The sequence below is a fragment of the Longispora sp. NPDC051575 genome (assembly GCF_040681875.1).
Taxonomy (GTDB): domain Bacteria; phylum Actinomycetota; class Actinomycetes; order Mycobacteriales; family Micromonosporaceae; genus Longispora.
In genome coordinates this window covers 592,028-613,444 of record NZ_JBFAZP010000008.1, presented here as the reverse complement: position 1 = coordinate 613,444, position 21,417 = coordinate 592,028, and the positions used below count along the sequence as shown (strand labels likewise).

General features: G+C 70.9%; 17 protein-coding genes and 1 tRNA gene. 3 read left to right on the top strand and 15 right to left on the bottom strand.

From position 1 onward, the window contains the following. Positions 1-35 precede the first annotated feature (35 nt). Positions 36-1,238, bottom strand: coding sequence for a dephospho-CoA kinase (gene coaE, locus AB0M43_RS26945; RefSeq protein WP_363728528.1), 1,203 nt, complete (start codon positions 1,236-1,238; stop codon positions 36-38). 255 nt (positions 1,239-1,493) lie between these two features. After that, positions 1,494-3,011 (bottom strand): 30S ribosomal protein S1, encoded by a 1,518-nt coding sequence (rpsA, locus tag AB0M43_RS26940; protein ID WP_363728527.1) that lies wholly within the window; start codon positions 3,009-3,011, stop codon positions 1,494-1,496. Between the two features lie 183 nt (positions 3,012-3,194). On the opposite strand from rpsA, the gene AB0M43_RS26935 reads away from it, so the two are divergent. Further along, a complete protein-coding gene (locus AB0M43_RS26935) occupies positions 3,195-3,992 on the top strand; it encodes a class I SAM-dependent methyltransferase (protein WP_363728526.1) in 798 nt (265 codons plus the stop codon). Positions 3,993-4,155: 163 nt separating this feature from the next. Here AB0M43_RS26935 and AB0M43_RS26930 read toward each other — a convergent pair whose 3' ends face one another. The 3 genes from AB0M43_RS26930 to AB0M43_RS26920 form a co-directional block, all read right to left on the bottom strand. Next, entirely contained in the window at positions 4,156-5,388 is a 1,233-nt protein-coding gene (locus AB0M43_RS26930; protein ID WP_363728525.1) for an MFS transporter, read from the bottom strand. Next, positions 5,385-5,954: a helix-turn-helix domain-containing protein gene (locus AB0M43_RS26925; protein ID WP_363728524.1), complete on the bottom strand. Its 570-nt coding sequence runs from the start codon at positions 5,952-5,954 to the stop codon at positions 5,385-5,387. The genes AB0M43_RS26930 and AB0M43_RS26925 overlap by 4 nt, the downstream gene beginning before the upstream one ends. Before the next feature lie 66 nt (positions 5,955-6,020). Continuing rightward, on the bottom strand, positions 6,021-7,463 hold the full coding sequence (locus tag AB0M43_RS26920; RefSeq protein ID WP_363728523.1) for a DUF5937 family protein: 1,443 nt from the start codon (positions 7,461-7,463) through the stop codon (positions 6,021-6,023). Between the two features lie 100 nt (positions 7,464-7,563). Here AB0M43_RS26920 and AB0M43_RS26915 point away from each other — a divergent pair, with 100 nt between their 5' ends. Next, complete coding sequence (locus tag AB0M43_RS26915) at positions 7,564-9,666, top strand: MFS transporter (protein WP_363728522.1); 2,103 nt, start codon at positions 7,564-7,566, stop codon at positions 9,664-9,666. A gap of 291 nt (positions 9,667-9,957) precedes the next feature. On the opposite strand, the gene polA is transcribed toward AB0M43_RS26915, so the two are convergent. The 10 genes from polA to AB0M43_RS26865 form a co-directional block, all read right to left on the bottom strand. Further along, a complete protein-coding gene (gene polA / locus AB0M43_RS26910; RefSeq protein WP_363728521.1) occupies positions 9,958-12,621 on the bottom strand; it encodes a DNA polymerase I in 2,664 nt (887 codons plus the stop codon). A 218-nt stretch (positions 12,622-12,839) separates the two neighbouring features. Beyond that, positions 12,840-13,592: an amino acid ABC transporter ATP-binding protein gene (locus tag AB0M43_RS26905; RefSeq protein WP_363728520.1), complete on the bottom strand. Its 753-nt coding sequence runs from the start codon at positions 13,590-13,592 to the stop codon at positions 12,840-12,842. Beyond that, positions 13,589-14,488, bottom strand: coding sequence for an amino acid ABC transporter permease (locus AB0M43_RS26900; protein ID WP_363728586.1), 900 nt, complete (start codon positions 14,486-14,488; stop codon positions 13,589-13,591). The genes AB0M43_RS26905 and AB0M43_RS26900 overlap by 4 nt, the downstream gene beginning before the upstream one ends. A gap of 32 nt (positions 14,489-14,520) precedes the next feature. Beyond that, the gene (locus AB0M43_RS26895; RefSeq protein ID WP_363728519.1) at positions 14,521-15,411 is read right to left on the bottom strand and encodes an ABC transporter substrate-binding protein; all 891 of its coding nucleotides are present in this window, start codon (positions 15,409-15,411) and stop codon (positions 14,521-14,523) included. A 61-nt stretch (positions 15,412-15,472) separates the two neighbouring features. Continuing rightward, positions 15,473-16,183 carry an ABC transporter ATP-binding protein gene (locus AB0M43_RS26890; RefSeq protein WP_363728518.1) on the bottom strand — a complete coding sequence of 237 codons (711 nt, stop codon included), beginning with the start codon at positions 16,181-16,183 and terminating at the stop codon, positions 15,473-15,475. Then, a complete protein-coding gene (locus AB0M43_RS26885; protein WP_363728517.1) occupies positions 16,173-17,099 on the bottom strand; it encodes an ABC transporter ATP-binding protein in 927 nt (308 codons plus the stop codon). Before AB0M43_RS26885 ends, AB0M43_RS26890 begins: the two co-directional genes overlap by 11 nt. Beyond that, entirely contained in the window at positions 17,096-18,196 is a 1,101-nt protein-coding gene (locus AB0M43_RS26880; protein ID WP_363728585.1) for a branched-chain amino acid ABC transporter permease, read from the bottom strand. The genes AB0M43_RS26885 and AB0M43_RS26880 overlap by 4 nt, the downstream gene beginning before the upstream one ends. Before the next feature lie 50 nt (positions 18,197-18,246). Continuing rightward, positions 18,247-19,197 carry a branched-chain amino acid ABC transporter permease gene (locus AB0M43_RS26875; protein WP_363728516.1) on the bottom strand — a complete coding sequence of 317 codons (951 nt, stop codon included), beginning with the start codon at positions 19,195-19,197 and terminating at the stop codon, positions 18,247-18,249. An 87-nt stretch (positions 19,198-19,284) separates the two neighbouring features. Further along, positions 19,285-20,442 carry a branched-chain amino acid ABC transporter substrate-binding protein gene (locus AB0M43_RS26870; protein ID WP_363728515.1) on the bottom strand — a complete coding sequence of 386 codons (1,158 nt, stop codon included), beginning with the start codon at positions 20,440-20,442 and terminating at the stop codon, positions 19,285-19,287. Between the two features lie 138 nt (positions 20,443-20,580). After that, positions 20,581-21,207: a response regulator gene (locus AB0M43_RS26865; RefSeq protein WP_363728514.1), complete on the bottom strand. Its 627-nt coding sequence runs from the start codon at positions 21,205-21,207 to the stop codon at positions 20,581-20,583. Between the two features lie 69 nt (positions 21,208-21,276). Here AB0M43_RS26865 and AB0M43_RS26860 point away from each other — a divergent pair. Beyond that, positions 21,277-21,350, top strand: a tRNA-Leu gene (locus AB0M43_RS26860). Positions 21,351-21,417 lie beyond the last annotated feature (67 nt).

Here is a 21,417-nt window from a genome sequence, read left to right as displayed (position 1 = left end):
AGACGTCAGGTCAAAACCTCAAAAACCTTTTTTGGTTACGAATGGGGCGGTGACCCGGGCGCATCGGCCGGGGCCCAGGATGTCTCCGTTGCCCACTTTTCCGCCAGCGCGCCCGCCTCGTTGAACCAGGGTTCCTTCGCGTCGGCGTACTCGGAGGCCGTCAGGCCCTGGGCCGCCAGAGTGGCCTTGAGCTGGGCGTACGCGGACACCTCGGTCGGGTTGGCGCGGAGCCAGTCGCGGAAGAGGAGGGCCCAGCGCCAGCCCGGGGAGCCGACGGGGCGGACGTGCAGGTTGACAGGGCGGGCCGGGTCGGCGGCGCCGTGCACCCTTTTGTACCAGATGGTGGTGTCCGGGGGTTTCGGATTGTCCCACCACTCGCCCGGGTTGGCGGGGAAGCCGGCGGCGGCCAGCAGGGGGGCCAGGCGGTCGGCGGCGGCCAGGTCGGCGACGCCCAGCTGGAGGTCCAGGATGTCCTTGGCGGGCAGGTCGGGGACCGAGGTGGAGCCGATGTGGTCGAGGGTGAGGGCGAGGTCCCCGGCGGCGTGGGTGATCCGGGCGGCCAGCCGGGCGTACTGCTCCGGCCAGGTCGGGTCCGGGGCACTGATGACCAGCTCGGGCGGGCGGGGGGCGCGCTGGCCGGCGCGGAGGTTCGCCTCGAACGCGACGAGTCGGTCCCACACGGCGTCCAGGCGGGCGTGCAGCTCGGCCAGGGTGCCCGAGTTGTCCACCTCGATGTCGGCGGCGGCCCGGCGCTGATCGTCGGTCGCCTGGGCGGCCATCCGGGACTCGGCCTCGGCCCTCGGCAGGCCCCGTCCGATCAGGCGCCCGATGCGGACGTCGTGGGCGGCGCGCACGACCAGTACCAGGTGGAAGGTCGGAGCCAGGCCCACCTCGACCAGCAGCGGGATGTCGTTGACGACGACCGCGGCCTCCCCCGCCCCGGCCGTGAGTTCCTCGGACCTGGCGCGGACCCTCGGGTGGATGATCCGTTCGAGGCGGGCCCGGGCCGACGGGTCACCGAACACGACGGCGGCGAGCGCGGGGCGGTCCAGCGCGCCGTCCCGGAGCACCCCCTCGCCGAAGGTGGCGACGACCTCGGCGAGCCCGTCCGTCCCGGGTGCGACGACCTCGCGGGCCAGCACGTCGGAGTCCACGATCACGGCACCCCGCTCCGCGAGGTGCCGGGCGACGGCGCTCTTGCCGGCCCCGATACCGCCGGTCAGTCCCACTCTCAACATCTCCCGACCCTACCGACCCACCACCCCGACACCCTCCCCGAGCCACCAGGACGCCCCCGGCACCCGACCACCCCGGCACCCCGAGCCCTCCCCCTGACCCTGCCCGGCCTTCCGGGCTGGCCTCCCCCGCTGCCTCGGTCCCGGCACCCGACCAGCCCGGCACCCTGACACCCGCTAGCTCCCGGCCCGCCCTGCGAGCATGCGAAAGGGCCCCGGCGCTGCGCGCCGGGGCCCTTTCTACGAACTACGTGCTACCTACGCCTTGCCACCCGCGAGCTTCTCGCGGAGAGCCGCGAGCGCCTCGTCGGTGGCGAGGGTGCCAGCCGGCTCCTCGGGGGCCTTGGAGGCCGTCGGGGTGCTGCTGGTGCTCATGCTGGTCGCACCGGAGCCACCGGTCGGCGTGCCGACCGTGACGGGCTGCGGGTTCTCCGCGGCCTCGGCGTCGGCGACACGGGCCGCCTCGACCTGCTTGGCGTGCGCCTCCCAGCGGACGCGGGCGTCGGCGTACTGCTTCTCCCACACCTCACGCTGCGCGTCGAAGCCCTCGAGCCACTCGCCCGTCTCCGGGTCGAAGCCCTCCGGGTAGATGTAGTTGCCGGCCTCGTCGTAGGTGGCAGCCATACCGTAGAGGGTCGGGTCGAAGTGCTCGTCGCCCTCGACGAAGCCCTCGTTCGCCTGCTTGAGCGAGAGCGAGATCCGCCGACGCTCGAGGTCGATGTCGATGACCTTGACGAGAACGTCGCCGTTGACCTGGACGACCTGCTCCGGGATCTCCACGTGGCGCTCGGCCAGCTCGGAGATGTGCACCAGGCCCTCGATGCCGTCGTCGACCCGCACGAACGCACCGAACGGAACCAGCTTGGTGACCTTACCGGGCACGATCTGGCCGATCTGGTGGGTCCGGGCGAACTGACGCCACGGGTCCTCCTGCGTCGCCTTCAGCGACAGGGAGACGCGCTCGCGCTCGAGGTCCACGTCGAGAACCTCGACCTCGACCTCCTGGCCGACCTCGACAACCTCGGACGGGTGGTCGATGTGCTTCCAGGACAGCTCCGAGACGTGCACGAGGCCGTCGACGCCGCCGAGGTCCACGAACGCGCCGAAGTTGACGATCGAGGACACGACGCCCTTGCGGACCTGGCCCTTGGCGAGCTTGTTGAGGAACTCGGTGCGGACCTCGGACTGGGTCTGCTCGAGCCACGCGCGGCGGGACAGGACCACGTTGTTGCGGTTCTTGTCCAGCTCGATGATCTTCGCCTCGAGCTCACGGCCCACGTAGGGCTGGAGGTCGCGGACGCGCCGCATCTCGACCAGGGAGGCCGGCAGGAAGCCCCGGAGGCCGATGTCCAGGATGAGACCACCCTTGACGACCTCGATGACGGTGCCGCGAACGACGCCGTCGTCCTCCTTGATCTTCTCGATCGTGCCCCACGCGCGCTCGTACTGGGCGCGCTTCTTGGACAGGATCAGCCGACCCTCCTTGTCCTCCTTCTGGAGAACAAGGGCCTCGATCTGGTCGCCCACAGCGACCACATCGGCCGGGTCAACGTCGTGCTTGATCGACAACTCGCGCGAGGGAATGACGCCCTCGGTCTTGTAGCCAATGTCGAGCAGGACCTCGTCCCGGTCGACCTTGACGACGGTGCCTTCGACAATGTCACCGTCGTTGAAGTACTTGATGGTCAGATCAATGGCGGCGAGGAAGTCTTCCTCAGAGCCGATGTCATTGATTGCGACCGTATTCGTCGAGGAGACCTCGATGCTGCTCGTCATGTGGGCAGGTGCTCCGGTTGGGTTGTCGATCGTGTGTGCGGTGCGTCCGTGGGCCCATCCGCCGGCCTCTGCCAGCAGTTGCGGGCCTGCTCCCTGCCGAGACGCGCGACCCACCAACGCGTCGTCCAGCCTACCCCGCCCAATACCACACGGTCCAACCGTCCCCCGGCATAATGTCACGCCGTGAACCAAACGCACACCGCCCGAGGGGCCACCACCCGAGCTGAGAGCCGGCAGGCGAACACGCACTGGTGGGACAGTGACGCAGATCACTACCATGCCGAACACGGCGAATTCCTCGGCGAGGTGCTGCTGCGCTGGTGCCCCGAGGGGCTCACCGAGGAGCGCGCCGGACTGCTCGGACCCGTGGCCGGGAAGCGGATCCTGGAGATCGGCTGCGGGTCGGCGTCCAGCTCTCGATGGCTGCGTACGCAGGGTGCGGAGGTGGTCGCGACCGACCTGTCCGCCGGCATGTTGCGGCACGCCGTGGCGGGCAACGACCATTCGGGGGTACGGATCCCGCTCGCCCTCGCCGACGCCGAGTGCCTGCCCTTCCGGGACGGCGCGTTCGATGTGATCTTCACCGCATTCGGGGCCGTTCCGTTCGTGACCGACTCGGCCCTCGTGATGCGCGAGGCGGCCCGGGTGCTGCGCCCGGGAGGCCGGTGGGTGTTCTCCGTCACGCACCCGATGAGATGGATCTTCCCGGACGATCCGGGCGAGGCCGGGCTGGTCGCGATCCACTCGTACTTCGACCGGCGGCCGTACGTCGAGTACACCGACGGGGTGCCCACCTACGTCGAGCACCACCGGACGCTCGGCGACCGGGTCCGCGAGATCGTGGCCGCCGGGCTGACCCTGGTGGACATCGTCGAGCCGGAGTGGCCCGAGGGGCACACCCAGGAGTGGGGCCAGTGGAGCCCGCTGCGCGGAAAGATCTTCCCGGGCACCGCGATCTACGTGACCACGAAGCCGGAGTAGGCCCCGGCGACGGCTCGGGGCGCGCCGGCCCTCCTGGGGCGAGGGACACCGCGCACGTGCGGGCACGCCGCTGGCGAGGCGGAAGGTCCGGTCGTGCGGGGCAACCAACCGGCCCGTGGGGCGCCCCGGCTCTGCGGGACGCCCCACGGGCCGGGTGCGGCGGTCACGCGCGGCGGATGGCCGGGAGGGTGAAGGCGGCGGCGACCGAGGCCGCGATGAGGACCCCGCAGACCGCGCACGCCGCCGGCACCCCGACCGCCGTGCCGAGGAGCCCGAAGAGCGTGAACGAGACGGGTACCAGGCCGAGGCCCTGGAGGACGAAGATGGAGCCGACCCGGGCCCGGTACCCGTCGGGGATCAGGTTCTGGGTCGAGCCCGCGAGCAGGGAACCCGCGACGCCGCCCGACGCCCCGATCGCCACCATCGCCGCGCACACCGCCGGCAGGGTCGGGCCGTAGCCGACGAACACCACGCCCACCGCCTGGACCAGCATCACCCACAGGCCGATCGTGACCGGGCGGGTCCACTTCCGGGCGAGCAGGACCAGCAGCGCGCCGCCCGCGCCGCCCACCCCGAGCGCGCCGAGCATCCAGCCCTGCCCCGTCGCGCCCCAGCCCTCGGCCACCGAGCGCAGCGGCACGGCGAGGTTGACCGGGCCCGTCACGCAGAACTCGAGGGTGGTGAGCACCAGGAACACGCCCCGGAGCACCGGCTGGCCGATCACGTAGCGCAGGCCGTCGCCCACCTCGGCGAGGAGGTTGCGGCGGGGCTTCGCCTCGCGTACCCCCCTGGTCTCGAACTGGGGTCTGATCTTCGCCAGGATCAGCACCGAGAGGGCGAAGCTGACCGCGTTGACCCCGCACGCGAGCGGGAAGCCGCCGACCGCGACGAGCAGGCCGCCGAGCGGCGCGCCGAGCAGCAGGGCGCCCCGGTTGGCGAGCTGGCGGGCGGCGACGGAGGCGGGCAGCTGGTCGCCGGGCAGGATCAGGGCCGGCAGGGCGGTGACCGCCGGCATGTACGCCGCGTCCACCGCGCCGAACACCAGCGCCGCCCCGACGAGCAGCCACATCGACGTGCCGCCCAGGCCGGCCAGCGCCGCGACGGCCATCACGAGCACCCGGAACGCGTCGGAGACCAGCATCAGCTTCCGCAGGCCGATCCGGTCGCCCAGCGCGCCGCCGAACAGCATCAGCACCGCGCGCGGGATCGAACTGGCCATCGACACCAGGCTGGTGAGCAGCGGATCCCCGAGCTGGGCGGCGGAGAAGGCGAACGCGATGAAGTAGATCTGGTCGCCGACGAGGGACAGCCAGTAGCCGGCGAGCCAGCCGAGGAACGTGGGGTTGCGGTAGGGCCGCTGGGGCGTGGTCGCCGGGGCCTCGACGGCGGCGGTCACGGGACGTAGGGGAAGGCGTGGGCGAACAGGTAGACGAACTGGCGGTCGTCGGACTCGTCGATCGGCCGGTCGCCCCAGCGCCGGAACAGCTCGGCCAGCTCGGCGGTGAACTCCGCGAGCTCCGCGCGGTCGACCCGGATCGCGCCGTTGGTGCTCCACGACGCGTCGCGCCACTCCTCCGGCCAGTCGTCCTGGTTGCGCAGGTACCCCTCCAGCAGCTGGAACCGGCGGCGGATCGTGTCGGCCGTGACCGCCTCGGAGATCGCCCGGCCCTCGCTGCCGGCCGGGAAGTCGCCCTCGCTCCAGCTGATCCCGCCCGGCACCGACCGCCACCAGCGCTCGCGGCCGTCCCGCGCCAGCTCCGGGGCCTCGACGACGAAGCCGAACCGGGCCAGCTGGTGCAGGTGGTAGCTGACCTTGGCGACGGCCAGGTCGACCCGCTCGGCGAGGGTGCTCGCGGTGGAGGGGCCGAAGGTGTTGAGGAGGCCGTAGAGGCGCAGCCGGAGCGGGTGGGTGACCGCCTTGAGGACCGCGGGGTCCTTGATCGGCGTGGTCTTCTCAGTCATGTGTGCAAGATTAGTTGCACAGTTTTAGTTGCGCAAGATTTCTTGACTAACTTCCCGGCTCCGTTCTCAGCGGAGCAGGGCCTCCACCAGGTCCGAGCCCAGCCTGCCGACCGCCGCCAGATCCAACCGGTGCAGCGTGTACCGGCCGCGCCGCTCCCGCTCCAGCAACCCGGCCCGATGCAGGACGGCCAGGTGCCGGGACACCTCCGGGGCCGACAACTGCCACGCCTCCGCCAACTCCCCCGTCGTGTGCGCACCCCGGGCCAGCAGCCAGCACAGCCGCATCCGGGCCGGGTTCGACAGCGCCTCCATCCGCCGGCGCACCAGATCCAGGGGCACCACGGCCTCCGGGGCCACCGGGTACTGCACCACCGGCCGCCAGCCCGGCTCGTCCGAGACCACCAGGTGCGGCCAGCCGAACGCCGTCGGCGCGAACGTGATCCCCCGCTGCTCCGCGGTGGCCGTACTGACCCGGAGCTTGTCGATCAGCAGCTTCGTACCCCGCACCGACAGCGCCGGGGACATCGCCTCGACCGCCGCCGCCAGCCCCTTCCGCCGGTACAGCTCGGACTTGTCCCGCGCGTCCGTCACCAGCCGCACCCGGACCTGCCGCCAGGCCTCGGCGAAGAACGCGGCCTCGCAGTCCTCGAACAGGCGGCGCAGCCAGGCGCGCAGGCCCGGGAGGTCCGTGAGGAGGCGGTCGACGAACTCGGCCTGGGCGGGGCCGCGGGCGCGGGAGAGGGCGCGGGCGCGGGTGGCGGACCGGTCCTCGGGGCGCCCCGGGGCGGGTGTGGCCCGACCGGCCGGCTCCGGGGTGCCTTCCGCCGGGTCGGCGGTTCGCTGGGGGGCGGGTGCCCGGTGGGGATGTCGCGGGTCGAACTCCGCTGGGCCGGGTGCCCCGTCGGAGTGCCTCGGGTCGGCGGGCTCCGGCTCCGCTGGACCGGATGCCTGGTCGGAGTGTCGCGGGTCGGCAGGCTGCGGCTCCGCTGGGCCGGGTGCCAGGTGGGAGTGTCGTAGGTCGGCGGGCTCTGGCTGCGCTCGGCCGGGTGCCCGGTCGGAGTGTCCCGGGTCGGCAGGCTCCGCTGGGCCGGAAGTGGCCGGGACGGTCACACCGACGGCGTTCGACTGCGCGGCAGCCTGCGTCCTTCGGCCCGGCCCCGGACGGGTCCGGCGGGCCCGACGGTCGGCCCCGCACGCCGGAATGAACGCGGCGTGCCGGAACGTGTCCTCGTCGAGCGCGTCCAGGTCGTCGAGGTCGTCGGCGAGGGTGGCGCGGACGGCGGACGGTACCAGGAAATCCGCCCTGCCGACCTGCCACAGGAAACTCGCCGCGTCGATCCGGTCCGCGAGGTCCGCCGGCAGCGTCGCCGCCACCGCCGCCGCCCAGGCGTGCTGCGCGGTATGGTGCGTCGGGGCGCTCAGGACGTGCAGGGCGCTGATCAACTCGCCCAACGGCGACGGACCGAACGCGACCTGCGGATCCGCCCCCAGCTCGATCGTCAGGGTCACCCCCCGATCCTCGCAGGCCACCCGGGACCGTCCGGCCGGAGTTGACGATGATCGTCAAGTGGCTGCCCGGCCCGGTCCCCCGGCGGCCACCGTGGCGGGCATGAGACTTCACGCGCTGGCGGCGGTCGGGGGCAGCCGACGGTACTCCGCGGCCCTCTTCGTCGACGCCCTCGGAGCCGGCCTGCTCCGCCCGTTCATGCTGCTCTACGGCCTGCGGGTCCTCGGCCTCGGACTCGCGCCCACCGGGGCGGCCCTCACCGCCGGCCTCCTCGTCGGACTCGCCGCGATCCCCCTCGCGGGCCGGTGGATCGACCGCTCCGGCGGCCGGTGGCCCGTCATCGGCGCGCTGCTGATCCGGGCGGCGGGCGTGGTCGTCCTGCTCGCCGCCGACTCCCTCGGCACCTTCGTCGCCGCTGCGGTGCTGCTCAGCTGCGGCACCCAGGCCTGGCCGGCCGCGCACGCCGCCGTCGTGAGCGCGCTCGTCACCGGGCGGGAACGGGATGTCGCGCTGAGCGCCGGGCGGGCAGTGCGGAACGCCGGACTCGGGGTCGGGGCACTGATCGCGACCCTGACGTTGGCGGGCGGGGCCGGGGCACTGCGGGGATTGGCCGTGGTGAGCGGGGTGGGGTTCCTGGTCGCCGGGGGGCTGGTGTGGCGGGTGCGGGTGCCGGCGTTGGGGCCGGTCGTGGACGGGGCCCGGTCGGTCGGGTGCGCGGAGGGTGCACGGTCGGCGGGCGCGACCACTGAGGCTTCGGATCCCGCCGGTGACCGGGCCATGACTCCGGCGCCCGCCGGCGCGTCACGATCGTGCGGGACGTTGGCGGACACACATTCCACACCCCCAACCTCGACGGGTACGCGGCCCGCGCGCGCGACGGCTGACGCCCCGACTCCGGCCGGCGTGTGGCCGGAAGGTGCGAGCGCTACCGGCGTCGCGTTTGCGGCCGCTCCACCGGTGCGAGGGATCCCGGCGGACACGCCATCTACGCACCAGAACTCCATGGCTACTCAGCCAGTCGGCACGACGGCTGACGGCCCGGCCCCGGCCGACGCGCGGTCGGAAGGTTCGGGCGCTACCGGTGTCGTGTTTGCGGGCGCTCCACCGGTGCGAGGGATCCCGTCGGACACGCCATCTACGCACCAGAACTCGACGGCTGCTCAGCCAGTCGGCACGACAGCTGACGGCCCGGCCCCGGCCGACGCGCGGTCGGGACACGGGAGCGCCCTTGGGGTGGGGTCCAGAGCAGGCTCCGCGTCGAGGGCGGGCTCCACATCCGAGACGGGCTCGGCATCGGGGGCGGGCTCGGCGCGGGGGGTGGGCTCGGCGCCGGGGGTGGGGTTCGAGTCGCGGGCGGCCTCGGCGTCGGCGGCGGGCTCCGAGTCGGGGGCGGGCTCCGAGTCGGGGGCGGTCGGGGGCTCGGGAACTGGGCGGGTGGCTGGCGCCAGGCGTGGGGCGCGGGGGCGGCGGGCGTTTCTGGTGCTGTTCCTGGGGAACCTGCCGTTCGCGCTCATGTTCGACGTACTCGAGGTGGCGCTGCCCGCCGTGTTCCTCGAACAGCTCGGCAGCGGCGCGGCCTGGCCCGGGGCCGTGTTCATCGGCAACACCGTCCTGGTGATCGCGCTGTCGGTGCCCCTGGTCGTCCGGTTCGCGGGCCGGTCCCGGCGGAGCGTGTTCGGGCTGGCCGGGCTCGCGTTCGCCGCCGCGTACCTGGGCTTTCTCGGCGCCGGGAGCCTGGGCGGGCTCGCGGGGACCATCGGGGTCGCGGCGTGCGCGGTGGTCTACACAGTCGCCGAGATCCTGTACTCCGGCACCGGCACGGCACTCGTGATCGCCGCCGCTCCCCCCGGGCGCCTGGGGCGGGCGCTGGCCCGCTGGGAGCTGTCCACCGGGCTCGGCAAGGCCCTGGCGCCCCTGGTGCTGACGGGACTGTTCGGGATGGCCCCAGCGGCCCTGTGGGTGCCGTTGGCGGTCGCGACCGGGGCGGCCGGCCTGGCAGTCGCCCGATACGGCCCCTCGGACCCGACGGCCACAACCGCGCCGGCCAGCCCTCGGGAGCACCGTTCTGTAGAACACGGCCTTGGAGAACACGGTTCTGTGGAACCCGCCGGATCCGCAGAACCGGCGGACACACTCGAACCGATAGGCCCAGTGGAACGAGTCGACGCCCCCGAGCCGTCAGGACCTGTGCTCATGCCCCGATGACCTGCCGCCCGCCACGGGGCCGCCCCACGACCTGGGTCCCCGACATCAGGCGAGCTACCCGCCGGCACCAAGCCACACCACGACCAGGCAAGCTCCCCGCCGGCAGCAGATCGCCCCATGATCAGGCGCCCTGTTCGCCGGCACCAGGCCGCCCGACGACCGAGCGAGCTGCTCGCCAGCACCAAGCCCGCACCACCGCGCCCACCAGTCGCCGTCACCGGACCCGACCGTTAGCCCCCATGCTCCCGGCACCTGGCCCGTGCGGCCAGCCCTGGCACGTGGCCCGGGTGCCTAGTGGCCCGCCTCCGACCAGTCCGCCCCGGCCCCCACCGACACCTCCAACGGCACCGCCAGCTCGTGCGCCGCGCCCATCTCCCGGCGCACCACCGCCTCCAGCCGCTCCCGCTCGCCCGGCGAGACCTCGAAGATGAGCTCGTCGTGCACCTGGAGCAGCATCCGCGACGCGAGGCCCTCGGCGCGCAGGGCCTTGTCGACCCGGAGCATCGCGACCTTGATGATGTCGGCGGCGGTGCCCTGGATCGGGGCGTTGAGGGCCATCCGTTCGGCCATCTCGCGGCGCTGGCGGTTGTCGCTGTTGAGGTCGGGCAGGTAGCGGCGGCGGCCGAGGAGGGTCTCGGTGTAGCCGTCGGCGCGGGCCTTCACGACGATCTCGCGGAGGTAGTCGCGGACGCCGCCGAACCGTTCGAAGTAGCCGTCCATCAGGACCTGGGCCTCGCCGGGGCTGATCCCGAGCTGCTGGGACAGGCCGTAGGCGGACAGGCCGTAGGCGAGGCCGTAGGACATGGCCTTGATGCGGCGGCGGTGCTCCGGGGTGACCTCGTCGGTCTCGAAGACCTTGCGGGCGACCGTGGTGTGCAGGTCCTCGCCGGACTGGAACGCGGCGATCAGGTCGGCGTCCTCGGAGAGGTGCGCCATGATCCGCATCTCGATCTGGCTGTAGTCGGCCGTCAGGAGGGTCTCGTAGCCGTTGCCGACGACGAAGGCGCGCCGGATCCGGCGACCTTCCTCGGTGCGGATCGGGATGTTCTGCAGGTTCGGGTCGGTGGAGGACAGCCGGCCGGTCGCGGCCACCGTCTGGTTGAGGGTGGTGTGGATCCGGCCGTCGTCGGAGACGCTCTTGAGCAGGCCCTCGACGGTGGACTTGAGCCGGGCGACGTCGCGGTGCCGGAGCAGGTGCTCCAGGACCGGGTGCTGGGTCTTCTCGAACAGGCCCTGCAGGGCGTCGGCGTCGGTCGTGTACCCCGTCTTGATCTTCTTGGTCTTCGGCAGCCCCAGCTCGTCGAACAGGAGCTGCTGCAACTGCTTCGGGGAGCCGAGGTTGAACTCGCGGCCCGCCACCGAGTACGCCAGCTCGGCGGCCGACTTCACCTCGGCCGCGAAGTGCGCCTCCAGCTCCGACAGGTACTCCGTGTCGGCGGCGATGCCCGCGCCCTCCAACCCGGCGAGCAGCACGCCGAGGGGCTGCTCCAGGTCGACGAGCAGCGAACCCGCGGCGCCCTGACCGGCGAGCTCGGTGGTCAAGGTCTCGGCGAGCTCGCGGGTGGCGGCGGCGCGGAGCATGAGCGCCTGGGCCTCGCTGTCGGAGTCGGCGCCGAGGCCGTCGAGGGTGAGCTGGCCGTTGGCGGGCTCGTCGGTGCGCAGGTCGCGGCCCAGGTAGCGGCGGGACAGCTCGGCGAGGTCGTAGCTGCGGGCGTCGGGGCGGGCCAGGTAGGCGGCCAGGGCGGTGTCAACGGTCAGGCCCGCCAGGGTCCAGCCGTGCGCGTTGAGGCCCCAGAGCGCCGGTTTCGCGTCGTGGACCGTCTTCGGCCGGGTCGGGTCGGCCAGCCAGGCGGCGACGGCGGCCTCGTCGGCCGGGTCGAGGCCGGTGGTGGTGAACCAGGCGGAGGACTCGGGGCCGGACACCGCGATGGCGTCGATGCTGCCGGTGCCCCGGCCGAAGGTGCCGGCGAGCGCGAGGCCCGCAGTGGCGGGGCCGAGCTTGGCCAGCCAGCCGGCGACCTCGCCGGAGCCGAGGACCACGCCGTCGAGGCTGGCCATGGCGTCGGCGGCCTCCGGCTGGTCGGAGCCGAGGATGCCGGTGAGCCGCTCGCGGAGCACCCGGAACTGGAGGGTGTCGAAGACCTGGTCGATCTCCTGCGGGTCGCCGCCGGACCAGGTGAGGTCGTCGGGGGCGCAGGGCAGTTCGAGGGTGCGGAGCAGCTTGTTCAGGCTGGCGTTGCGGATCACGGACGCGAGGTGCTCGCGGACCGCGTCGCCGACCTTGCCCTTGATGTCGTCGACCCGGGCGATGATGGTGTCCAGGTCCCCGTACTGGTTGATCCACTTGGCGGCCGTCTTCGGGCCGACCCCGGGCACGCCCGGCAGGTTGTCGGAGTCCTCGCCGACGAGGGCGGCCAGGTCCGGGTAGCGGTCGGGGGTCACCCCGTACTTCGCCTCGACGGCGGCCGGGTCGAACCGGTTGAGCACCGAGACGCCCTTGACCGGGTAGAGCACCGTGACCTTGTCGTTGACCAGCTGGAACGAGTCGCGGTCGCCGCTGGCGATCAGCACCTCGAAGCCGGCCGCCACCGCCTGGGTCGACAGGGTGGCCAGGATGTCGTCGGCCTCGAAGCCAGGCATCTCCACATATGTCACACCGAGGGCGTTGAGCACCTCGTGGATCAGGGAGACCTGGCCCTTGAACTCGTTGGGGGTCTCGGACCGGCCGGCCTTGTACTCCTCGTACTGCTCCGTGCGGAAGGAGCGGCGGGAGACGTCGAAGGCCACCCCGACGTGGGTCGGCTTCTCGTCGCGGATCAGGTTGATCAGCATCGAGGTGAAGCCGAAGACAGCGTTGGTGGGCTGCCCCGTCGTGGTGGCGAAATTCTCCACGGGCAACGCGAAGTACGCCCGGTATGCCAGCGAGTGTCCGTCGAGGAGCAGCAGCCGTTTCACGCAGGTGAGCCTAGTCGCTGCCTATGACAAAACCCGCTCCGCCCCACTCTCCCGGTCGGCCGGGACGCCGCGCGCGTCGGGCACCCGCCGGCCGCATCGGCCCACGCCCCGGACTGCCGGCCCGCGGGCCCCCGCTGCCGGCCCGCCGGCCCCCGCCGACGGCTCCGCCCCGCCCTCCCGAAGGAGCAGCGGGGCGGAGCAGTACCCGAAAAGTGGTTTCAGAGAACTTTGGACAGGAACGCCTTGGTGCGCTCGTGCTGCGGGTTGGCCAGCACCTCGCGCGGCGCGCCCGCCTCGACGATGACGCCGCCGTCCATGAACACCAGCGAGTCGCCCACCTCGCGGGCGAAGCCGATCTCGTGGGTGACGACCATCATCGTCATGCCGGACCGGGCCAGGTCCCGCATCACGTCGAGCACCTCGCCGACGAGCTCCGGGTCCAGGGCGCTGGTCGGCTCGTCGAACAGCATCACCTTGGGCTCCATCGCCAGCGCCCGGGCGATCGCCACCCGCTGCTGCTGGCCGCCGGACAACTGGCTCGGGTAGGCCCCGCCCCGGTCGCCCAGCCCGACCCGGGTGAGCAGTTCCAGGGCCTTCGTCTTGCACTCGGCCCGGGAACGGCCCAGCACCTGCGACGGCCCCTCCATGATGTTCTCCAGCGCCGTGAGGTGCGGGAACAGGTTGAACCGCTGGAAGACCATGCCGATGTCCCGGCGCTGGGCGGCGATCTCCTTCTCCCGCATCTCGTAGAGCTTGTCGCCCTTCTGCCGGTAGCCGATCAGGTGCCCGTCCACCGTGATCTGCCCCGCGTTGATCTTCTCGAGGTGGTTCACGCAGCGCAGCAGCGTCGACTTGCCGGACCCGGACGGGCCGAGCACGCAGCACACCTCGCCCGCCGCGATCTGGAGGTCGATGCCCCGGAGGACCTCGTGCAGACCGAATCTCTTGTGTACGCCGGAGATCGTGATCATCGGTTGCCTCCGAACCGCCAGAAGGCGCCCTGGTTGCGTCGTTGCCCGGCGCCGAACTTCCGCTCCAGGAACGACTGGACGACCATGAGCAGACTGGCGATGAACAGGTAGTACAGCGCGGTGGCCACGAGCATCGGGAACACGTTGAACGACGCGGTGCCGACGGCCTTGAGCTGGTAGTACAGCTCGAAGATCACGGGCGCGTACGCCAACAGCGACGTGTCCTTGAGCATCGCGATCGTCTCGTTGCCGGTCGGCGGCACGATCACCCGCATCGCCTGCGGCAGCACGATCCGGCGCAGGATCCGGCCCTTGGGCATGCCCAGCGCGGCGGCGGCCTCGGTCTGGCCCTCGTCCACGGACTGGATGCCGGCCCGGACGATCTCGGCCATGTACGCGGCCTCCGACAACCCGAGCGCCAGCATGCCCGCGACGAACCCGGTGAGCAGGGTCGCCGTGTCGAAGCCGAACAGCCTCGCCTCGAAGTTGTCGAATCCGAACAGCGCGCCGAGCTGGCGGTCGAACGGCAGCCCGAACTCCAGCCGCTTCCACAGGAACCCGAGGTTCGCGAACAGCACGATCAGCACGACCCGGGGCATCGCCCGGAACACCCACGTGAACAGCCACGCCGCGCCGGACAACACGGGGTTGTCCGACAGCCGCATGACGGCCACGACGATGCCGACCACGACGCCGATCGTCATCGCGATCGCGGTGCCGGCGAGCGTGCCGCGCAGCAGGCCGTCGATGACGGGCGGCCGGAACGCGTTGTCGACCATGAACGGCCAGTCGAACCCGGCGTTCGTCACCAGCAGGTGCACGAACATCGCGGCGAGTACCGCCAGCACGACGACGGCGACCCAGCGCCACGGGTGCCGGACGGGCACGACCTTCATCGGCCGTACCCCGCCCGGGATCTTCCGCTCGCTCACGACGGGTTGATCTCCGAGGTGCCGGGGAGCTTGCCGTCCTGCACGTTCCACTTCTTCAGGATCGTGTCGTACGTGCCGTCGGCCACCAGGGCCTTGTGCGCGTCGCGCAGCGCCTCGGCGAACGCCTGCTGGTCCTTGTTCAGCACCCAGCCGTACGGCGCCGAGTCGTAGATCTTGCCCTGCAGCTCCAGCTTGCCGCCGGTCTTGGCGACCGCGTCGACGCACACCGGGGAGTCGGCGAGCATCGCGTCGTCCTTGCCGGACGCGACGGCCGCGGTGGCGTCGGCCTGGGCCTGGTACGGCGAGACCTTGATCTCCGGCTTGCCGGCGGCCTTGCACGCGGCCTGGCGCTTGGGCAGGTCCTCGGTCTCCTGTACGGTGCCGGTCTGCACGGCGATCTTCTTGCCGCACGCGTCGTCCGGGGACACCTTCTGCGGGTTGCCCTTCGCGGTGATCCACTGCGTGCCGGCGCTGAAGTAGCTCACCATCAGCGTGTTCTTCTTGCGCTCGTCGTTGATGGTGAACGAGGAGACGCCGGCCTCGTACTTGCCCGACTGGACACCGGGCAGGATGTCGTCGAAGGCGCTCGTCGTCCACTCCGTCTTGAGCCCGAGCTTGGCGGCGACGGCGTTGAACAGCTCGACGTCGAAGCCGATCACGGTCTTGCCGTCCGCGTCCAGGTACTCGTTCGGCGGGTACGTCGAGTCCACACCAATGCTGATCTTGCCGTCGGCCTTGATCGCGGCGGGCACCTTGTCGGCGAGGGCCTTGTCGACCGTCGTCTTCGCGGTGGCGTCCGCCTTCGGGGCAGCGTTCTCCTTCTCGCCGCAGCCGGCGATCCCTGCCATCAGGGCGACCGTGCCGAGAACCGCCAGAACCTTGCGCACGGGGTCTCCTCCCAGAGTTTGCGTGGCCCGGCGGGCGGGCCGGGCCACGTCGAGCACTAGCTCAGGCCACACCCAGGTAGGCCTCTTGCACGGACGGGTCGACGAGCAGCTCGGCACCGGTGCCGGACTTGACGATCCGTCCAGTTTCCAGGACGTACGCGCGGTGCGCCCGGGAAAGCGCCTGCTGCGCGTTCTGCTCCACCAGCAGGATCGTCGTACCCTGCTGGTTGATCTCCGTGATGATCGAGAAGATCTGCTGGATCAGGATCGGCGCGAGGCCCATCGACGGCTCGTCGAGCAGGAGCAGCGTGGGTCGGGCCATCAGTGCCCGCCCGATCGCCACCATCTGCTGCTCGCCGCCGGACATGGTGCCGCCGACCTGCTTGCGCCGCTCGGCCAGCCGGGGGAACAGCCCGAAGACCCGCTCCAGGTCCGCCTTGATCCCGGCCTTGTCCCGACGGGTGTAGCAGCCCATCTCCAGGTTCTCCAGCACCGTCATGCCCGGGAACACGCCCCGGCCCTCCGGCGACTGGCTGATCCCGCGGATCACCCGGCGGTCGGCCCGCTCCTTGGTGATGTCCTTGCCGTTGAACCGGATCGAGCCCTGCGACACCGGGCGCAGCCCGGAGATGGCCCGCATCGTGGTGGACTTGCCGGCGCCGTTCGCGCCGATCAGGGCCACGATCTCGCCCTCGCCGACCTCGACGCTGATGCCGTGCAGGGCCTGGATCCGGCCGTAGTGCAGCGACATGTTCTCGATCTCAAGCAGCATCTTCAGGCACCCCCAGGTACGCGGCGACGACCTTCGGGTTCGCCCGGACCTCCGCCGGACTGCCCTCGGCGATCTTCTTGCCGAACTCCAGCACGACGATCCGGTCCGTGACCCCCATGACGAGGCGCATGTCGTGCTCGATGAGCAGGACGGTCAGGCCCAGGTCGCGGATCTTGCGGATCAGGTCCAGCAGCCGGGCCTTCTCGGTCGGGTTGAACCCGGCCGCCGGCTCGTCCAGGCAGAGCAGCTTCGGCTCGGTGGCCAGCGCCCGGGCGATCTCCAGCCGGCGCTGGTCGCCGTAGGACAGGTTCTTCGCCTGCTCGTCGGCGTGCGCGGTGATGCCGACGAAGGTCAGCAGCTCCAGCGCCTTGTCCCGCGCGGCGCGCTCCTCGGCGATGTAGCGGGACACCCCGAACGTCCTCGCGGACGCCAGCCGGACCTTCGCCCAGGCACGCACGATCGGGTTGCCACCCTCGGGGACCACGGGCAGCGTGTGCTCGTTGCCGCGGACCCGGCTGATCCGGAACAGCGCGCCGGGCACGCTGGTCTTGTGCCGGACGTCCGTGCCGACCAGCACGTTCTCCAGCGCGGTCATCTCGGGGAACAGCCGGATGTTCTGGAACGTCCGGGCGATGCCCATCCGGGTGATCGCGTACCGGGGCTTGCCGCTGACCCGGTCACCGTCGAAGGTGACCTGGCCCGACGTCGGCTTGTACACGCCGGTCATCACGTTGAAGCAGGTGGTCTTGCCCGCGCCGTTCGGCCCGATCAGGCCGAGGATCTCGCCCTTGCGGACCTCGAAGTTGACCTGGTCGAGGGCCACGAGGCCGCCGAACTTCAGCGTGACGTTGTCGACCCTCAGCAGGGTCTCGGTCGGGGCGTCGGTCGCCACGGAGGTGCTCGTCTGCTCGCTCACGCGGTCGCCTCCTCTGCCACGACCGGCGGCTGGGAGCTGCGGTACCGCTTGGGCAGCAGACCCTTCGGCCGGAAGGTCATGACGATGATCAGTGCCAGACCGAAGGCCAGCAGCCGGTACTCGCCGGTGTTGAGTTCGACGCCGAACAGTTCGATCCCGCGGAGGCGCTCCGGCAGGTACCACACCAGGATGGCGCCGAGCGTGACGCCGGCCAGGTTGCCGGCACCGCCGACCACGACCATCGCGACGAACAGGATGGAGGTCAGCAGGTCGAAGCTGTTGGAGCCCATGAACGCCTGCTTGCCGGCGAACAGCGCGCCCGCCAGGCCGCCGAGCGCCGCGCCGATCGCGAACGCCCACAGCTTGAACTTGAACGCCTGCACGCCCATGATCTCGGCGGCGTCCTCGTCCTCGCGGATCGCGACCCACGCCCGGCCGACCCGGCTGTGCTCCAGGCGGCGCGAGGCGTACATGCAGAGGATGACGCAGGCGAGGGCGAGCCAGTACCAGCCGAGGCTCGTCGCCGACCCGAAGATGGGCAGCGTGCCCCAGGCGGGGTCGAGGAAGCCGCCCCCGCCCTCCGGCCAGGTGCCGGGCGGGTACGGGATGTTGCCGATGCCGCGCTGGCCGTTCGTGAACGCCGAGTTCTGCGCGACGAGCCGGACGATCTCACCGAAGCCCAGGGTCACGATGGCGAGGTAGTCGCCCCGGACCCGCAGCGTGGGCCAGCCGAGCAGCACCCCGGAGATCATGGTGACCGCGATGGCGATCGGGACGCAGATCAGCCACGGGTACTTGGTGGCCAGCGGCGACTGCGGGGAGCCGAACAGGGCCACCGAGTACGCGCCGACGGCGAAGAACCCGATGTAACCGAGGTCGAGCAGGCCCGCGAGGCCGATGACGACGTTGAGGCCCACCGCGACGACGATGTACATCGCGACCGTGAACAGCACCGTGGTGAAGTCGATCTTCGTGGTCCGGATGATCGGGTCGATGATCGGGATCTGGACCCGGGGCAGCACCACCAGCAGCAGGACGAACGCGAGCCCAGCGGCGAACCGCCAGCCCTTCGGGATCGCCCGCCAGCGGTCCCCCATCTTGGCCAGGAAGCCGAGCCGACGGCCGTCGGCCTTCAGCAACTTGTCGATCATGCTCGAGCCCTCCCCATCGACTCGCCCAGCAGACCCGTCGGCCGGAACATCAGGATGAGAACCAGGACGGCGAACGGGACGACGTTCATCCAGATCGTGCCGAAGATGCCGGCGCCCCAGTTCTCGGCGAGGCCGAGCAGCAGGCCGCCGATGAGCGCGCCGCGCAGGTTGCCGATGCCGCCGAGCACGGCCGCCGCGAACGCCTTGACGCCGAGCAGGAAGCCCACGTCGTACTGCGCCGAGCCGACCTTGACGATGTGCAGCAGCGCGGCGCCGCCGGCCATCAGGCCGCCGATCATGAAGATCAGCATGATCACGCGGTCGCGGTTGACGCCCATCAGGGCCGCCGCGTCCGGGTTCTGGGCCACGGCGCGCACGCCCCGGCCGAGCCGGGTGCGGTTGATGAACTGCTCCAGGCCGAACATCATCACGACCGCCGCGACGACGATCATGATCTGGACGTTGTCGACCGACGCGCCGAAGAGCGAGAAGACCTCTTTCGGCTGTACCAGCGTGATCGCGCCCTTGAGCTTGCGGTCCGTCAGCAGACCCACGGCCTCGAACAGCACCACCGAGGCGCCGATCGCCGTGATCAGGAAGACCAGGGAGGGCGGATTCTTCCGCCGGAGGGGCCGGTAGGCGACCCGCTCGACGAGCAACGCCGTGCCCGCGGATGTCAGTGACGCCGCGACCAGGCCCGCCACGAGGAGTGCGATCACCACGCCGGTACCCGGACGCTGGGCGTTCAGGTCGTAGCCGAGCATGTCCCAGGCGATGATCACCGCGAACGTCCCGGTCATGAAGACCTCGGAGTGCGCGAAGTTGATGAGGCGGAGCACGCCGTAGACGAGCGTGTAGCCGAGCGCGACGAGCGCGTAGATGGCGCCCTGAGTCAGCCCCCCGACCGACAGGCTCCAGAAATTGTCCAACCAGTAATCGAAATGCACAGCAGACCCCCACTGGCCCCTTGTCTTATGGACTGGCCGGGGGCACTCGTGCCCCCGGCCAGATCCGTCTTGTCGAACTGAGCGCTACTACGGCTTCGGGATCTCCTGCAGAGCGACGATCTTGCCGCCCTCGACCTTGTAGGCCCACACGGCGACGGCGGAGAGGTCGATCTCGCCCTTGTCGGTGAACTTGAAGGTCGTGGTGACGCCCTTGCCGTTGTACGCGTCGACGAACTTCTCGACGTTGGGGCGGGTGATGTTGCCGGCCTTGACGGCGGCGACGAGGATGCTCGCGGCGTCGTACGCCTCGGCGGAGTAGGTGCCCGGCTCGTTGCCGGTCGCCTTCTTGTAGTCCGCGGCGAACGAACCGGCGGCCTTGTCCGGCGGCACGCACGGGCAGGTCAGGATCGCGCCCTCAGCCGCGTCCTTGCCCGCACCCTCGATGAACTTGTCGTCCTTGACGCCGTCGCCCGAGACGAAGGTCGCCTTGACGCCCTGGCCACGGAGCTGCTTGACGAACGGGCCGGCCTCGGCGTAGTAGCCGCCGTAGTAGACCGCGTCGGCGCCCGAGGACTTGATCTGGGTGATCAGGGCGGAGAAGTCGGTCTGACCCTTGCTCGTCGTACCGGTCGCGACCGGGGTGACGGTCTTCTTGACCTCGTCGGCCAGGCCCTTGCCGTACTCGGAGGTGTCGTCGATGACGAACACCTTCTGAGCCTTCAGGACGTCCTTGATGTAACGGCCGGCCGCCGGGCCCTGCGCCGCGTCGTTGCCGAGGGCGCGGTGGAACGTCTTCCAGCCCTGGTCGGCGAGCGTCGGGTTGGTGGCCGACGGGGTGATGATCGTGACGCCGTTGTCGGAGAGCTTGCCGTTGGCGGCCTTCGACTCACCGGAGAACGCGGGGCCGACGACACCGATGATCTTGGTGTCCTGCACGATCGCGTCCGCGATACCCGGGGCGGCCTTCTCGTCACCCTGCGAGTCGTTGTTCGCGAGCTCGATCTTGCAGTTGTCCGCGGTCTTCGCGGCGTTGTACTGGTCGATCGCCAGCTTCGCCCCGTCGCGGATGTTGATGCCCAGCGCGGCGTTCGGACCGGTCAGAGCGCCGAAGAAGGCGATCTTGACACTGCAGTCCTTGCCCGCCTTGTTCGCGTCTTCGCCGCTCTTCACGCAGCCGGCGCTGGCGCCCAGGGCGAGCGCGAGTACCGCTGCGCCGCCGAACGCCCGTACAAATGTCTGCCTCAAGGCTCCGAGCCCTCCTCCGTCGGTTGGCCGGCGTGGTCCACGCAATGTGAACGGGGACACACACCAGTCCGTGCGGCGGAAAGCTACTCCGAAATCGGGGCCGAGGGAAACACCTTGCACCGAGGCACACCCAAAACGTTACGTTTTCTTTTGCTGATCTTCGGAACCGACGCTGTCCGAACCCGTCTGATCAGCGATTATGCGGTCCGAGACCTGCCGCATGGACATCCTGTGGTCCATCGCGGCGCTCTGGATCCAGCGGAAAGCCTGGGGTTCGGTCATGTTGAACTGTGCCATCAACAGCCCCTTTGCCCGTTCCACCACCTTGCGGGTCTCCAGCCGGTCCGTCAGGCTCGCGACCTCGGACTCCAGCGCGTGCAGCTCCGCGAACCGGGACAGCGCGATCTCCACGGCCGGAACCAGGTCACTCTTCTGGAACGGCTTCACCAGGTACGCCATCGCCCCGGCCGCCCGGGCCCGCTCGACGAGGTCGCGCTGGCTGAACGCGGTCAGGATGACCACGGGGGCGATCCGCGCGCCGGCGATCTTCTCCGCCGCCGCGATGCCGTCCATGATCGGCATCTTGATGTCCATGATGACGAGATCCGGGCGCAGTTCCTCGGCTAGTCGGACCGCCGTCTCCCCGTCGCCGGCCTCTCCCACGACGTCATAACCCTCCTCCGTGAGCATCTCGGCGAGGTCGAGCCGGATCAGGGCCTCGTCCTCGGCGATCAGAACCCGGCTGGCCTGGGCTTCGCTACTCACGGTCGGGTACCTCCTGGCGGGTCACTACTGTCGGCCTCAGCGTAGTGGGTATGCTGAACCCCGCCTTGCGCCCCTGTAGACCAATCGGCAGAGTCACGGTGCTCAAACCACCGCCAGTGTGGGTTCGAATCCCACCGGGGGCACACAGAACGACGGTCGTCCCGCTCACCGGGGCGACCTTTTTTCGTTCGGCGTGTCGTCCCACCAGCC